The 14,579-nt window shown below is 60.0% G+C and carries 13 protein-coding genes; 10 read left to right on the forward strand and 3 right to left on the reverse strand.

Translation table 11 applies throughout. The features are described from left to right. Nucleotides 1-8: 8 nt before the first annotated feature. The gene (gene rapA, locus PspR84_RS06860) at nucleotides 9-2,855 is read right to left on the reverse strand and encodes an RNA polymerase-associated protein RapA (RefSeq protein ID WP_008082238.1); all 2,847 of its coding nucleotides are present in this window, start codon (nucleotides 2,853-2,855) and stop codon (nucleotides 9-11) included. 251 nt (nucleotides 2,856-3,106) lie between these two features. On the opposite strand from rapA, the gene PspR84_RS06865 reads away from it, so the two are divergent. The 3 genes from PspR84_RS06865 (at nucleotide 3,107) to ccoM (ending at nucleotide 3,965) form a co-directional block, all read left to right on the forward strand. After that, a complete protein-coding gene (locus PspR84_RS06865) occupies nucleotides 3,107-3,448 on the forward strand; it encodes a hypothetical protein (RefSeq protein WP_003222394.1) in 342 nt (113 codons plus the stop codon). Between the two features lie 96 nt (nucleotides 3,449-3,544). Continuing rightward, nucleotides 3,545-3,706, forward strand: a complete 162-nt coding sequence (locus PspR84_RS29445) for a hypothetical protein (protein ID WP_007918490.1) — start codon at nucleotides 3,545-3,547, stop codon at nucleotides 3,704-3,706. Nucleotides 3,707-3,851: 145 nt separating this feature from the next. Then, a complete protein-coding gene (gene ccoM, locus PspR84_RS29830; protein WP_003222396.1) occupies nucleotides 3,852-3,965 on the forward strand; it encodes a cytochrome c oxidase subunit CcoM in 114 nt (37 codons plus the stop codon). Between the two features lie 996 nt (nucleotides 3,966-4,961). Here ccoM and PspR84_RS06870 read toward each other — a convergent pair. Continuing rightward, entirely contained in the window at nucleotides 4,962-6,437 is a 1,476-nt protein-coding gene (locus PspR84_RS06870; RefSeq protein ID WP_034153067.1) for an inorganic phosphate transporter, read from the reverse strand. A 374-nt stretch (nucleotides 6,438-6,811) separates the two neighbouring features. Then, nucleotides 6,812-7,012, reverse strand: a complete 201-nt coding sequence (locus PspR84_RS06875; protein ID WP_008080067.1) for a hypothetical protein — start codon at nucleotides 7,010-7,012, stop codon at nucleotides 6,812-6,814. Between the two features lie 652 nt (nucleotides 7,013-7,664). Here PspR84_RS06875 and pcaR point away from each other — a divergent pair. The 7 genes from pcaR (at nucleotide 7,665) to pcaG (ending at nucleotide 14,554) form a co-directional block, all read left to right on the forward strand. Then, on the forward strand, nucleotides 7,665-8,507 hold the full coding sequence (gene pcaR, locus PspR84_RS06880) for a pca regulon transcriptional regulator PcaR (protein ID WP_007917109.1): 843 nt from the start codon (nucleotides 7,665-7,667) through the stop codon (nucleotides 8,505-8,507). A gap of 294 nt (nucleotides 8,508-8,801) precedes the next feature. After that, nucleotides 8,802-10,148, forward strand: coding sequence for an MFS transporter (locus PspR84_RS06885; RefSeq protein WP_160056418.1), 1,347 nt, complete (start codon nucleotides 8,802-8,804; stop codon nucleotides 10,146-10,148). A gap of 258 nt (nucleotides 10,149-10,406) precedes the next feature. Further along, nucleotides 10,407-11,264, forward strand: coding sequence for a CoA transferase subunit A (locus tag PspR84_RS06890; RefSeq protein WP_160056420.1), 858 nt, complete (start codon nucleotides 10,407-10,409; stop codon nucleotides 11,262-11,264). After that, nucleotides 11,264-12,043 carry a CoA-transferase subunit beta gene (locus tag PspR84_RS06895; protein ID WP_016982817.1) on the forward strand — a complete coding sequence of 260 codons (780 nt, stop codon included), beginning with the start codon at nucleotides 11,264-11,266 and terminating at the stop codon, nucleotides 12,041-12,043. The genes PspR84_RS06890 and PspR84_RS06895 overlap by 1 nt, the downstream gene beginning before the upstream one ends. Next, complete coding sequence (gene pcaF / locus PspR84_RS06900) at nucleotides 12,040-13,245, forward strand: 3-oxoadipyl-CoA thiolase (protein WP_174244436.1); 1,206 nt, start codon at nucleotides 12,040-12,042, stop codon at nucleotides 13,243-13,245. Before PspR84_RS06895 ends, pcaF begins: the two co-directional genes overlap by 4 nt. 36 nt (nucleotides 13,246-13,281) lie before the next feature. Then, nucleotides 13,282-13,986 (forward strand): protocatechuate 3,4-dioxygenase subunit beta, encoded by a 705-nt coding sequence (pcaH, locus tag PspR84_RS06905; RefSeq protein ID WP_160056422.1) that lies wholly within the window; start codon nucleotides 13,282-13,284, stop codon nucleotides 13,984-13,986. 1 nt (nucleotide 13,987) lies between these two features. Continuing rightward, on the forward strand, nucleotides 13,988-14,554 hold the full coding sequence (gene pcaG / locus PspR84_RS06910; RefSeq protein WP_102902710.1) for a protocatechuate 3,4-dioxygenase subunit alpha: 567 nt from the start codon (nucleotides 13,988-13,990) through the stop codon (nucleotides 14,552-14,554). Nucleotides 14,555-14,579 lie beyond the last annotated feature (25 nt).

Genomic DNA, 14,579 nt, shown 5'->3' on the forward strand with positions numbered 1-14,579 from the left:
GGGGCGGTCTAGCCCGCCACCAATACCCGAATCGCTTCCAGACGCAACGCCGCTTTATCCAGCATCGCCAGACCCTGCTCACGCTGTTCACGCAACGCCACCAGTTCGCTGTCGCGCACAGTCGGGTTGACCGCTTGCAACGCGGTCAGGCGCGCCAGTTCTTCGTCGGTGTCGGCCGCCAGACGGCGACGGGCCTCGGCCACGCGCTCGGCGTGACGTGGGGCGATCTTGTCTTCACCGGCGTTGATCCGTGGCGTCAACTGATCGCGCTGGGCCTGGATGAACTTGTTGGCGCTGGCGCGTGGCACGCTTTCCAGCTGATCGTTCAGCGTTTCAAACGAGACGCGAGCCGACAGGTCGTTGCCGTTGGCATCGAGCAGGCAGCGCAGCGCGGCCGGCGGCAGGTATCGGCCCAGTTGCAGCGAACGCGGCGCTACCACTTCGCTGACATACAGCAGTTCCAGCAGCACAGTGCCCGGCTTCAACGCCTTGTTCTTGATCAGCGCGACGGCGGTGTTGCCCATCGAACCGGACAGCACCAGGTCCATACCGCCCTGCACCATCGGGTGTTCCCAGGTGATGAACTGCATGTCCTCACGCGATAGCGCCTGGTTGCGGTCGTAGGTGATGGTCACGCCTTCGTCGTCGCCCAGCGGGAAACTGGCATCGAGCATCTTCTCGCTCGGCTTGAGGATCAGGGCGTTTTCCGAATGGTCTTCGCTGTCGATGCCGAACGCGTCGAACAGGGTTTCCATGTAGATCGGCAGGGCGAACTGATCGTCTTGCTCAAGGATGTCCTCGACCAGCGCTTCACCTTCGCCAGCACCACCGGAGTTGAGCTCCAGCAGACGGTCGCGACCGGTGTGCAGTTCGGCTTCCAGACGCTCACGCTCGCTGCGCGCTTCGTCGATCAGCGCTTGCCACTCGCTGTCGTCGGCTTCTTCGAGCAACGGCAGCAGGCGCGGGCCGAACTGATGCTGCAAGGCGTTGCCGGTCGGGCAGGTGTTGAGGAACGCGTTCAGCGCTTCGTGATACCACTGGAACAGGCGCTCTTGCGGGCTGGTTTCCAGGTACGGCACGTGCAGTTCGATGATGTGTTTCTGGCCGATCCGGTCGAGACGACCGATACGCTGCTCGAGCAGGTCCGGGTGCGACGGCAGATCGAACAGCACCAGGTGGTGAGCGAACTGGAAGTTGCGACCTTCACTGCCGATTTCCGAGCAGATCAGCACTTGCGCGCCAAACTCTTCATCAGCGAAGTACGCAGCAGCGCGGTCACGCTCAAGGATGTTCATGCCTTCGTGGAACACTGTGGCCGGGATGCCGGAACGCACGCGCAAGGCGTCTTCCAGATCCATCGCGGTTTCGGCGTGGGCGCAGATCACCAGTACTTTGGTGCGCTTGAGCATTTTCAGCTGATCGATCAGCCATTCGACACGCGGGTCGAATTTCCACCAGCGCTCTTCTTCGCTGGCGTCTGGCTGCGCCTGGAAGCTGACTTCCGGGTACAACTCGGCGTGTTCGCCCAGCGGCAGCTCGAGGTATTCGTCCGGGCACGGCAGCGGGTACGGGTGCAGTTTGCGCTCTGGGAAACCCTGCACGGCGGCGCGGGTGTTACGGAACAGCACGCGGCCAGTGCCATGGCGGTCAAGCAGTTCACGCACGAGGCGCGCGCTGGCTTCGGTGTCGCCGTCGTTGACCGCGGTCAGCAAGGCTTCGCCTTCGTTGCCGAGGAAACCCTGAATGGTTTTGTGCGCTTTGGCCGAGAGACGGCCCTTGTCGAGCAGTTCCTGAACGGCTTCGGCCACCGGGCGATAGTTGTCGCTCTCGGCGCGGAACGCCGCCAGGTCGTGGAATCGGTTCGGGTCGAGCAGGCGCAGACGGGCGAAGTGGCTGTCCTGGCCGAGTTGTTCCGGGGTGGCGGTAAGCAGCAGCACGCCCGGGATGACTTCGGCGAGTTGCTCGACCAGCGAGTATTCGGCGCTGGCTTTTTCTTCGTGCCAGACCAGGTGGTGCGCCTCGTCGACCACCAGCAGATCCCAGCCGGCGGCGAACAGTGCGTCTTGCGCCTTCTCGTCGTCGACCAGCCATTCCAGGGCCACCAGTGCAAGCTGGGTGTCTTCGAACGGGTTGGCGGCATCGCTTTCGATGAAGCGTTCTTCGTCGAACAGCGCGACCTGCAGGTTGAAGCGGCGGCGCATCTCCACCAGCCACTGGTGCTGAAGGTTTTCCGGGACGAGGATCAGCACGCGGTTGGCGCGGCCCGAGAGCAGTTGGCGATGGATCACCAGACCGGCTTCGATGGTTTTACCCAGACCCACTTCGTCCGCCAGCAATACGCGCGGCGCAATGCGGTCGGCAACTTCACGGGCGATGTGCAATTGGTGCGCGATCGGTTGCGCACGCACGCCACCCAGGCCCCAGAGCGAGGATTGCAACTGGCGACTGGTGTGTTCGAGGGTGTTGTAACGCAGCGAGAACCACGCCAGCGGGTCGATCTGCCCGGCGAACAGACGGTCGCTGGCCAGACGGAACTGGATGAAGTTCGACAGCTGGGTTTCCGGCAGGGTGACGGCTTCGTTCTGCCCGTTGAGACCGTGATAGACCATCAGCCCGTCGACGTCGTCGACTTGCTGCACGGTCATCTTCCAGCCTTCGAAGTGGGTGATGCTGTCGCCCGGCGAGAATCGCACGCGGGTCAGGGGCGCATTCCGTAGCGCGTACTGGCGGGTTTCGCCAGTGGCCGGGTAAAGCACGGTCAACAAGCGGCCGTCCTGTGCCAGAACGGTGCCTAAACCAAGCTCTGCTTCGCTGTCACTGATCCAGCGTTGCCCCGGTTGATACTGCTGCGCCATGCTGCCTGACTCCCACCTTGAAAAAGCGGGCTATCTTAACGGAATGAGGGCTTCAGGGCCAAAGATTACTGGGTAGCAGCTGCCGAAGGCTGCGATCTTTTGATCTTTGAGAACCCTTGAGGTTTGAGCTGTCTGATAAAGATCGCAGCCTTCGGCAGCTCCTACACGTGCCAAGTGCGTCACAGATTTGCGACGAATGGCTCAAGGCGCCTTTGCCGCAGCCGATAGCCTGCTGACAGGAGACCCCATATATGTTGCCACCGATGCTCCCCCTGAGCGCTGTGCCGATCACTTCCCAGCAGGATCCGATTCGTCAGCGGCCGGACATTCCTCCGGTGGTGCCGGTGCAGGAAAGCTCCAACGAAAGCACGATCGATCTGCAAAAGCGCGATCCCGAAGAGGATCGATTGCTGGCGCGCGAAGAACAGCGCCGCCAGCAGGAGCGTGATCGCCGCCGCCGCGAGGCTGACGAAGACCCGGAAGAGCATCTGGCCGTGCCGGGCACCGAACTCAACGCCGACAACACCGTGCCGGTGGTGCCGCTGATGGAAGATCAGCCGCGTCAGGGCTTGTGGGTCGATATCGAGATCTGATCTTCGGCTGGTCAGCGCTGGTGTGACGTTGCATTATTGGCGCAGTCCTGCCGGTGATGTGGCAGTTGTGATTCTTTCAAGTGATGTACTGACGCCATGAGCCAAGACGACAAACTGATTGACCTCAGTACTGAACGCGCCAAGCGCGTGCATGACATTAAAGAGAAGCGGCTGAACGAAGTGCGCCAGGCCTTTGAACAGGCGATGCCGTTGGGAAAAGCCAAGAAAAAGTCGAAAAACAAGCCGAAAAAGCGTTGATCTGCCCCTGCATCCGTTGATGCAGGTCATTTAATTCCCCTCCTTTATCTCCCTTCCTTGCTGGTATTGATCCCGGTCAATTTGTGCGCCTGTGTGTTTGGTAACTTAGTTCCATCGCAGCAGAGCAGGGGCCAGGAGGCCAGTCATGTTTTTCGATAACGTGGTGTTTGCCGGGGTCCTGACTGTAGGGCTGATGGTTCTGTTTTTTGCAGGGTTTGGATTTTTTATCTGGAAGGATGCGAATAAGCGCAAGAAGTGATTCTTCTGGATTGATGAGCACGCAAGGCATTTTGGGGCGACTTCGGTTGCCCCTTTTTTTTGTGTCTTGGCGGCCTTTGGGCCGACCATGTTGTGGGTGTTTGGTGTGTATATCCGTTTTTTCGGTAACGGCGGGTTAGGGTTTCGCCCTTACGGCGACTCACTTTTTTACAAGCGCCTAAAAAAGTAAGCAAAAAACGCTTGCTCCTGCGTGCGGCCCGCTCGCTGGGGCTCGGGGTTCCTTCGCTGCGGGGTCGATCCGGGCGCAGCGCCTACGGTTTGCTTCGCTGCACCTCCTCTCGCTGTGTTTGGCTGCGCCAAACGGTCGCTGCGCTCCCACGCCCGGATCAATCCCTCCACTCAGCCTTCCGACGTCGCCTTACAGATCAAAAGCCGCAGCCGAGCTAACGCTCATCCTGTTGAGTGGTGAAGAGCGGGTGTTCGGCTTTGGTTCGGTGTTGGATTCGCCCCTCACCCCAGCCCTCTCCCGAGGGAGAGGGAGCCGATTTTTTGACCTTTCAGAATCTGAGTTCAATGCGATATCGCATGTCGGCGTACCTCCCCCCTCACCCTAGCCCTCTCCCTCTGGGAGAGGGCTAGGGTGAGGGGGCTTTTGATCTGTTTCACAATCTGAGTTCGACTCGGTATTTCACGTCGGCATAACTCGCCCAAACACCTCGGTCAGTCCCCTCTCCCTCCGGGAGAGGGTTAGGGTGAGGGGCCTTTGATCTGGCTTTTGATCTTGTTTTGGCTTTGGCTCTGGCTTTTGATCTTTTGCCCCACCGTAGCGAGGGAACACTGAGCCTCAGCGAAGTGCCGTACGCCGGGGCAAGCCTTTTTGGTTACTTTTTCGGCGTCTGGAAAAAGTGACTGCCGTAAGGGCGGAACCCTGACCAGCAACACCCGCAGCAACGGATATGCCCCCAATCCCAAAACCCCAAACACAAAAAAAGGCGCGATCCTCTCGAATCGCGCCTTTCTCATGTCCCGCTATCTATCAACTACCCAACGCCTTCGACGCCAGCCAGAACAACCCAGCCGACAGCGCAACCGTCGCCGGCAGAGTCAACACCCAAGCCAACAGAATGGTGCGAACCGTGCCACCCTGCAGGCCGCTCTTGTTAGCAACCATGGTGCCCGCCACGCCCGAAGACAGAACGTGAGTGGTCGACACCGGCAGGCTGAAAATGTTGGCCATACCGATCAGACTGGCAGTAGTGATCTGCGCCGACATGCCCTGGGAATAGGTCATGCCCTGCTTGCCGATCTTCTCGCCGATGGTCAGTACCACGCGCTTCCAGCCAACCATGGTGCCCAGGCCCAGAGCCAGTGCAACCGCCAGAATCACCCAGAAAGGCGCGTATTCGGTGGTGGTGGTCAGGTCTTTGCGCAGCTTATCGAGGTCAGCCTTTTCACGCGGTTCCAGACCAGGCAGCTTGCCAACCTTCTTCGCGGTGTCGTCCAGGCACAGCAGGTAACGACGCACTTCGATACGACTTTCCGACGACAGCGAGTGGTAGTCCGCAACACCTTTGAGGGTGTGCAGCAGGGCGCTGATGGTCGGTTCGGTCTGCTGCGGGTTGCAGCGGAATTTCTCCGGCAGATCGCCTTCCACGCTCTTGCCCAGGGCCAGGAATTCACCCAGCGAATCGGCGTTGCGCTGGTAGAACTGACTCAGGTGCAGGGTCGCATCGCGGGTACGTTCGATCTGATACGTGGTGCTGTTCAGGTCGAGAACGAACTGTGCAGGCACGATACCGATCAACACCAGCATGATCAGGCCGATGCCTTTCTGGCCATCGTTGGAGCCGTGCACGAAGCTCACGGCCATGGCCGAGATCACCAGGACCAAGCGGTTCCAGAACGGTGGGTGCTTCTTGTCGTCGATCTTGCGGCGCTGTTCCGGTGTCTTGTGCATCTTCGACAGCGGACGCCACCACTTCAGGCCGATCAGGATCAGCGCGGCGATCAGGAAACCGGCCATTGGCGAGAACACCAGCGAGGCGCCGATGTCGATCGCTTTCTGCCAGTTCACGCCGTCGGCCAACGGAATATCGTTGATCAGGGCGTTGGCCAGGCCGACACCGAGGATCGAGCCGATCAAAGTGTGCGAGCTGGACGCCGGGATACCGAAGTACCAGGTGCCCAGGTTCCAGGCGATTGCCGCGGCGAGCAACGAGAACACCATTGCCAGACCATGGCCGGTGTTCACATTGATCAGCAGCTCAACCGGGAGCAAATGGACAATGGCATACGCCACGCCAACGCCACCCAGCAGCACGCCGAGGAAATTGAACACACCGGAAAAGAACACCGCCAGGTGGGGCGGCATGGCTTTGGTGTAGATAACAGTGGCTACCGCGTTAGCGGTGTCATGAAATCCATTGATGAACTCGAAGGCGAGGACAAACGTCAGGGCGAGCAAGAGGCTCACAAGCACCCAAGCATCCAGTCCGCTGAATAAATCGATCATGAAGGTTTTCTGACCCGGTCGTAAGGGGGCGCGATTATGCCAGAAAAGACTGGAAATCGATCCCCTACCTGCTCATCGGTTACACACTTCTTCGATTTAATTTGTTGCAGCGCATGAAAACCCAGCACAACGCATGGTTTTTCAAGTCATTGATTTTATTCGTAAAAGACTGATTTCGCAGGCGATTTCAACGTCGCGGAGAGGTCTCGAACGCTTGTCTGAAATATCTGTGAAACCTGTAGGACGCCCGTCCTCAATCTGCCAGACCGGATGATGGCCGCTGCCCGCGGGTAGCGGGCGCGCAAGGCATCGTCGTTTCACCGCGCTTGTAACCGGTATCGACGTAAAACCTTCAACGATCCAAAAACCGCGGCTCAAGGCTCTTCGGCTTTGAGTTCCTTTTCGATCTTTTCGATTTCTTGCTTGAAGACCTGATCCTGAACGGTCGGGCGTTTACGCCACGCTTTGCGTTCCGGTTCTGGCTGAGCGGCGTAGGTGGTGACTTCCCCGCCGTAAACTTCCTTGTAACGTTGTTCCTGGCGCTCAAGTTCCGCGCGCAGTTCGTCTTTCGTCACAGTGCTACCTGTATGAGTTGAGTTATGTGTCTGGTGAAACGCACTGCAACGAATCCATTGAACGAAGCCACCGAGAGTTCAATGCCCAGACAGGCATTGGTTTTATCGATGGGGCGATCAAGACTTCCGTGTTACAGGCGGCTACGGCACCAGATAAAAACTGACGCAGCATCAGTTTCCTGTTTCAGCGAGCGCAGGCGTTGCATGAGTAATGCGCGTCAGGCGCTGGCCGGGCTGTCGGCGATGGACATCGCCACAGCGGGTGACGATCTCGGCGTTTGAAAACGAGGTGCCACTGAGGTGCATTATAGCGGTCGATTCAGGAATGACTATCTTTGCCAAGTTAAAAACGGTTCTGGATGTGTGATTGTTTTGTGACCCGCAACTTTTGTCGCTAGTTGAAGTGCGTGGTGGCCTTTATTGGGCGAGTGATCGGTTTTTGGCGCCATTAAGTCGAACAACTAAGGCCGTGATTCGGATAACGAGAGAAGTTGAGTAAACCCAGAAAGGCGCATGAAACGGCCGCAACGGTTGATTGCGATTATCGGTCGGCGGTTCGATAATCGCCCAATGTTGCAGGTCCGCTGCTTGTGCATTTGTCGGCAAGCCGCTTGTATAGCCCATTGATCCGTGCCGGATAAAAGGACAAGAAATGAACGATCAAATGCGCAACTCCTTCACCTCCGTGGCGCCGCCGATCGTCGCCTCGCCGGCCAAACGCATCCAGGCGCTGACCGGTGATCCGGACTTCATGACCTCGCTGGCCCGGGGCTTGGCGGTGGTGCAGGCGTTTCAAGAGCGCAAGCGCCATCTGACCATCGCCCAAATCAGTCATCGCACGGAAATTCCCCGCGCCGCCGTGCGTCGTTGCCTGCATACCTTGATCAAACTTGGCTACGCCACCACGGACGGTCGCACCTACTCATTGCTGCCCAAAGTGCTGACCCTCGGCCACGCCTATCTGTCGTCGACGCCATTGGCAGTGTCCGCTCAGCCGTATCTCGACCGCATGAGCGAGCAACTGCACGAAGCCTGCAACATGGCCACGCTGGAAGGCGACGACATTCTCTACATCGCGCGTTCGGCGACCACTCAGCGGCTGATTTCGGTGGACCTGTCAGTGGGTGGGCGCTTGCCGGCGTATTGCACGTCGATGGGGCGAATTCTGCTGGCAGCACTCGATGACACATCGCTGCGTGAATACCTCGATCACGCCGAACTGGTCGCCAAGACCAGCCGCACGATCCATACACCAGATGCGTTGCTCGAATGCCTGCAGGAAGTGCGGCAGCAAGGCTGGTGCATCGTCGATCAGGAACTTGAACAGGGCCTGCGCTCAATTGCCGTGCCGGTCTACGACGCGTCTGGCCAAGTGGTGGCGGCGCTCAACGTCAGCACCCACGCTGGTCGCGTCAGCCGTACCGAGCTTGAGCAGCGCTTCCTGCCGGGCCTGCTCAGTGCCAGTCGCGACCTCAGCGCGCAGTTATTCGCCTGATGAAGCTGTTCGATAAACGCACAGTGTTGCGTTTATCGAATTGACGCTAAAACCTTCGGATCATTAATGTCGCGGCAGCGTCATCCGGCGCTGATGTGAATGAGCCCGCCGGATTGTCGACTCCCATAATAATGACAAGAGGCAACTCACCATGCGCACGCTCTCCGACTGTCTCCGCTCCACCCGCTGTTGCCGGGTTTCCCGCAACGCCTGATCCACACCTTCTATTCTTGTGACCGTGCCGCTCTTTGGCCGGCCGCTGTTCGACTGCGTTTTTTGCGTGGAATAAAAATAATGAACCAGCCTCAGTCCGCTGTAGGTAACTGCCTCGACGTGCAGACCTTCATCAATGCCCAACCGATCTCGCGCTATCAGTGGCGCGTGGTGATTCTGTGTTTCCTGATTGTCTTTCTCGATGGCCTCGACACGGCGGCGATGGGCTTCATTGCCCCGGCGCTGTCGCAGGACTGGGGCATCGACCGCGCCAGCCTTGGCCCGGTGATGAGTGCTGCGTTGATCGGCATGGTTTTCGGTGCATTGGGTTCCGGCCCGTTGGCTGACCGCTTTGGACGAAAAGTCGTACTGGTGGGCGCTGTGGTTCTGTTCGGCGCCTTCAGCCTTGCTTCGGCATACAGCACTAACGTTGAACAACTGCTGGTGCTGCGCTTCCTGACCGGTCTCGGCTTGGGCGCGGGGATGCCGAACGCCACCACACTGCTCTCGGAATACACCCCGGAGCGCAAGAAGTCGCTGCTGGTGACCAGCATGTTCTGCGGTTTCAACCTCGGCATGGCCGGTGGCGGGTTCATTTCCGCCAAGCTGATCCCGGCGTTCGGCTGGCACAGCCTGCTGCTGATTGGCGGGATCCTGCCGCTGATCCTCGCCGTGGTGCTGCTGTTCTGGCTGCCGGAATCGGCGCGTTACCTTGTTGTGCGTAACCGCGGCACTGACAAAGTGCGCAAGACCCTGGCACCGATCGATCCGGTTACCGTCGCTCAAGCCTCCAGTTTCAGCGTGCCTGAACAGAAGACCGTCAAGGCGCGCAATGTGTTTGCGGTGATTTTCTCCGGTACTTACAGCACCGGCACCTTGCTGCTGTGGCTGACCTATTTCATGGGCCTGGTGATCGTTTATCTGCTGACCAGTTGGCTGCCGACGCTGATGCGTGACAGCGGCGCGAGCATGGAGCAAGCCGCGTTCATCGGTGCATTGTTCCAGTTTGGCGGGGTATTGAGCGCGGTCGCTGTGGGATGGGCGATGGACCGCTTCAATCCGCACAAGGTCATCGGCATTTTCTACCTGCTGGCCGGGGTGTTTGCCTACGCGGTCGGGCAGAGCCTGGGCAACATCACCTTGCTGGCGACTTTGGTACTGGTGGCGGGGATGTGCGTGAACGGTGCGCAATCGGCGATGCCGTCGCTGGCCGCGCGTTTTTATCCGACTCAGGGGCGGGCGACCGGGGTGTCGTGGATGCTGGGGATTGGCCGCTTTGGCGCGATTCTCGGGGCGTGGATGGGCGCGACGTTGTTGGGCCTTGGCTGGAATTTCGAGCAGGTGCTGACGGCGTTGGTGATTCCTGCGGGTCTGGCGACGGCGGCAGTGTTGGTCAAAGGCATGGTCAGCCATGCGGATGCCACCTGATATCGCGGTGTGAAGCGAAAAGATCGCAGCCTGCAGCAGCTCAGGGTTACGCATTCCCATGTAGGAGCTGCCGAAGGCTGCGATCTTTTGCAGGAAACACGAACCGATAGGCTGACAACAATCTGTTCGATAAACGAACACTCAGTCGATTATCGGATTGTTTGGCCATTTCCCCAGGCTTAATCTGCAGTGACTCCGGCGCTGAACCTCGCGCCTTTTTATCACTGGCGATTCATTACAAAAACAGGAGCCCGCTCCATGGCTGAGATCCTTTCGCTGCACGACGCGGTGAAGCAATTCGTCAACGACGGTGACACCGTCGCACTCGAAGGCTTCACTCACCTGATCCCTACGGCCGCAGGTCATGAAATCATTCGTCAGGGCAAGAAAGATCTGACGCTGGTGCGGATGACGCCTGACCTGATCTACGACCAACTGATCGGCGCCGGTTGCGCGCGCAAACTGATTTTCTCCTGGGGCGGTAACCCGGGCGTGGGCTCGCTGCACCGTCTGCGCGACGCGGTCGAGAAACAATGGCCGCAGCCGCTGGAAATCGAAGAACACAGCCACGCCGACCTGGCCAATGCCTACGTCGCCGGTGCATCCGGCCTACCGTTCGCGGTGCTGCGTGCCTACGCTGGTTCCGACCTGCCGAAGGTCAATCCGCTGATCAAGACTGTGACTTGCCCGTTCACCGGTGAAGTGTTGGCGGCCGTGCCGTCGGTGCGCCCGGACGTGACCGTGATCCACGCACAGAAAGCCGACCGCCAGGGCAACGTGCTGCTGTGGGGCATTCTCGGCGTGCAGAAAGAAGCCGCACTGGCTGCCAAACGTTGCATCGTCACCGTGGAAGAAATCGTCGACAACCTCAACGCGCCGATGAACTCTTGCGTGTTGCCGACCTGGGCCTTGAGCGCGGTTTGCCACGTACCCGGCGGCGCACATCCGTCCTACGCCCACGGTTACAACGAGCGCGACAATCGTTTCTATCAAGCGTGGGATCCGATCGCTCGCGACCGTGAGACGTTCACCGCGTGGATCAACGAATACATCCATGGCTGCGCTGACTTCAGCGCGTTCCAGGCCAAGTTGGCCGCTGCTTCGGAGGCCAAGTAATGACTTACACCACCAATGAAATGATGACCGTCGCGGCGGCCCGTCGCCTGAAGAACGGCTCGGTGTGCTTCGTCGGCATCGGCCTGCCGTCGAAAGCCGCCAACCTCGCGCGCCTGACCTCCTCGCCAGACGTCGTGCTGATCTATGAGTCGGGTCCGATTGGCGCCAAGCCAAGCGTATTGCCGCTGTCGATCGGCGATGGCGAGTTGGCGGAAACTGCTGACACTGTCGTGCCGACCGGTGAAATTTTTCGCTATTGGCTGCAGGGCGGGCGCATAGACGTCGGTTTTCTAGGCGCCGCGCAGGTCGACCGTTTCGGCAACATCAACACCACCGTGGTCGGTGATTACTTCTCGCCGAAAGTGCGCCTGCCGGGTGCCGGTGGTGCGCCGGAAATCGCCGGTTCGGCGAAAAGCGTGTTGATCATCCTTAAACAGTCGGCGCGCTCGTTTGTCGACAAGCTTGATTTCATCACCTCGGTCGGTCACGGCGAGGGCGGCGATTCTCGCAAGCGTCTGGGCCTGCCGGGCGCCGGGCCCGTCGGGATCATCACCGACCTGTGCATCATGGAGCCGGAAGAGGGCACCCACGAATTCGTGGTCACTGCGCTGCATCCAGGCGTAACCCGCGAGCAAGTGGTCGCGGCCACCGGTTGGGCGATTCGTTTTGCTGACAGCGTTGAAACCACCGCTGAACCGACCGACGTCGAACTGACCGCGCTGCGCGATCTCGAAGCGCGCACCGCCGCCGCCCACGGTCAGGCACCGGGAGAAGCATGATGCGTGACGTTTATATCTGCGACGCGATTCGCACGCCGATCGGCCGTTTCGGCGGCGGTTTGTCCGCGGTTCGTGCCGATGACCTGGCCGCCGTGCCAATCAAAGCCCTGATGGAACGCAATCCCTCGGTGGACTGGAATGCTATCGACGAAGTATTCCTCGGCTGCGCCAACCAGGCCGGCGAAGACAATCGCAACGTTGCGCGTATGGCCCTGCTGCTGGCGGGCCTGCCGGACAGCGTACCGGGCGTGACCCTTAACCGGCTTTGCGCTTCGGGCATGGACGCGATCGGCACGGCATTCCGTGCCATCGCCAGCGGTGAGATGGAGCTGGCGATTGCCGGCGGCGTCGAATCGATGTCCCGCGCACCGTTTGTGATGGGCAAGGCTGACGCGGCGTTCTCGCGCAACATGAAGCTGGAAGACACCACCATCGGCTGGCGTTTCATCAACCCGTTGATGAAGGCGCAGTACGGCGTCGACGCGATGCCGCAGACCGCCGACAACGTCGCCGACGACTATAAAGTCTCGCGCGCCGATCAGGACGCTTTTGCTTTGCGCAGTCAGCAACGTACCGCCGCCGCGCAGGCTGCCGGTTACTTCGCCGAAGAAATTGTTGAAGTACGGATTGCCCACAAGAAGGGCGAAACCGTGGTCAGCCAGGACGAACATCCGCGCGCCGATACCACGATTGAAGCACTGACCAAACTCAAACCGGTCAACGGCCCTGACAAAACCGTCACCGCCGGCAACGCTTCCGGCGTCAACGACGGTGCTGCCGCACTGATTCTCGCCTCCGCTGAGGCCGTGAAAAAGCATGGCCTGACCGCCCGCGCCAAAGTGCTCGGCATGGCCAGCGCCGGTGTCGCACCTCGGGTGATGGGCATCGGCCCGGTACCGGCGGTGCGCAAACTGATCGAGCGTCTCGGCGTGGCGGTCAGCGATTTTGACGTGATCGAACTCAACGAAGCGTTTGCCAGCCAAGGCCTGGCGGTGCTGCGTGAACTGGGTCTGGCCGATGACGCCGCGCAGGTTAACCCGAACGGTGGCGCGATCGCCCTCGGCCACCCGTTGGGCATGAGCGGTGCGCGTCTGGTGCTGACCGCGCTGCATCAGTTGGAAAAGACCGGTGGCAAGAAAGGTCTGGCGACCATGTGCGTCGGTGTCGGCCAAGGCCTGGCCCTGGCCATCGAACGCGTTTGACGCAAGCCGTGACGAAAAAGAACAGAGGAAAGCGACATGTCTGACAAGCCTGGTTACCGTCGTCCGAAGGAAGGCACTCAGCCTGAGTACCTGCACCCGACGTATCAATCCACCAACCTGCGCTCGCCGTCGAAGCCGTTGGTGCTTCTGCCGCACTCGCTGTCGGAAATCACCGGGCCGACCATCGGCGCCGAGCGTGTGGGCGACACCGATAACGACCTGACCGCCCAGCATGAAGGCGAGCCGCAGGGCGAACGCATCATCATTCACGGCCGTGTACTCGACGAAAACGGTCTGCCGGTGCCGGGGATTCTTGTGGAGATCTGGCAGGCCAACGCCGCTGGCCGCTACAACCACAAGCGTGATCTGCACGACGCGCCGCTGGATCCGAACTTCACCGGCACCGGCCGCACCGTCACCGATGCTGACGGCTGGTATCAGTTCCAGACTATCAAGCCCGGCGCCTACCCGTGGGGCAACCACCACAACGCCTGGCGTCCGGCGCACATTCACTTTTCGCTGTTCGGGCCAAGCATTCTCACCCGCTTGGTCACGCAAATGTATTTCCCGGGCGATCCGCTGCTGGCCTACGACCCGATCTACAACTGCGTGCCGGACACTTCGGCCAAGGAACGCCTGATCGCCAGTTTCGATCTGGAAAAAACCATTCCGTCCTACGCCCTCGGTTATCGTTGGGACATCGTGCTGCGCGGGCGTGAAGCCACGCCGATGGAGAAATAAGATGACGCTGACTGCGACCACGTCCCACACCGTCGGGCCGTATTACCACATCGGCCTGACCTGGCTGAACCGCGAAAACCTCACCGTCGAGCAAACCCTCGGCGAGCGCGTGGCGATCACCGGGCAGGTGGTGGATGGCAACGGCGATGTCGTCAACGACGCCATGCTCGAAGTCTGGCAGGCGAATGCCGCCGGCAAGTATGACCATCCGGAAGACGAGCAGGACAAACCGCTCGATCCGCACTTTGAAGGTTTCGGCCGGGTGCCGGTGGATGCGGAAGGGCGCTTTCGTTTCACTACGATCAAACCGGGCACGGTTGAAGGGCTGAAAGGCTCGACCCAGGCGCCGCACTTGGTGGTATTGGTTTTTGCCCGTGGCTTGGTCAAGCACTTGCTGACGCGGATCTACTTTGAGGGCGAGCCGGCCAACGTCGATGATCCGTTGCTGGAGTGTGTGCCGGCGGAGCGCCGTAGCACGTTGCTGGCCAAGCAGGACGCCTCGGGTGTTTACCAGTGGAACGTGATTCTGCAGGGTACCGACGCCGAGACGGTGTTCTTCGATTATTAATAGATCACCACCATCCCCTGCGGGA

Source organism: Pseudomonas sp. R84, from assembly GCF_009834515.1.
Lineage (GTDB): Bacteria > Pseudomonadota > Gammaproteobacteria > Pseudomonadales > Pseudomonadaceae > Aquipseudomonas.

Coding starts and splice junctions, on each gene's coding strand:
- rapA (WP_008082238.1), bottom strand. CDS start 2,855: ATGGCGCAGCAGTATCAACCGGGGCAACGCTGGATCAGTGACAGCGAA.
- PspR84_RS06865 (WP_003222394.1), top strand. CDS start 3,107: ATGTTGCCACCGATGCTCCCCCTGAGCGCTGTGCCGATCACTTCCCAG.
- PspR84_RS29445 (WP_007918490.1), top strand. CDS start 3,545: ATGAGCCAAGACGACAAACTGATTGACCTCAGTACTGAACGCGCCAAG.
- ccoM (WP_003222396.1), top strand. CDS start 3,852: ATGTTTTTCGATAACGTGGTGTTTGCCGGGGTCCTGACTGTAGGGCTG.
- PspR84_RS06870 (WP_034153067.1), bottom strand. CDS start 6,437: ATGATCGATTTATTCAGCGGACTGGATGCTTGGGTGCTTGTGAGCCTC.
- pcaR (WP_007917109.1), top strand. CDS start 7,665: ATGAACGATCAAATGCGCAACTCCTTCACCTCCGTGGCGCCGCCGATC.
- PspR84_RS06885 (WP_160056418.1), top strand. CDS start 8,802: ATGAACCAGCCTCAGTCCGCTGTAGGTAACTGCCTCGACGTGCAGACC.
- PspR84_RS06890 (WP_160056420.1), top strand. CDS start 10,407: ATGGCTGAGATCCTTTCGCTGCACGACGCGGTGAAGCAATTCGTCAAC.
- PspR84_RS06895 (WP_016982817.1), top strand. CDS start 11,264: ATGACTTACACCACCAATGAAATGATGACCGTCGCGGCGGCCCGTCGC.
- pcaF (WP_174244436.1), top strand. CDS start 12,040: ATGATGCGTGACGTTTATATCTGCGACGCGATTCGCACGCCGATCGGC.
- pcaH (WP_160056422.1), top strand. CDS start 13,282: ATGTCTGACAAGCCTGGTTACCGTCGTCCGAAGGAAGGCACTCAGCCT.
- pcaG (WP_102902710.1), top strand. CDS start 13,988: ATGACGCTGACTGCGACCACGTCCCACACCGTCGGGCCGTATTACCAC.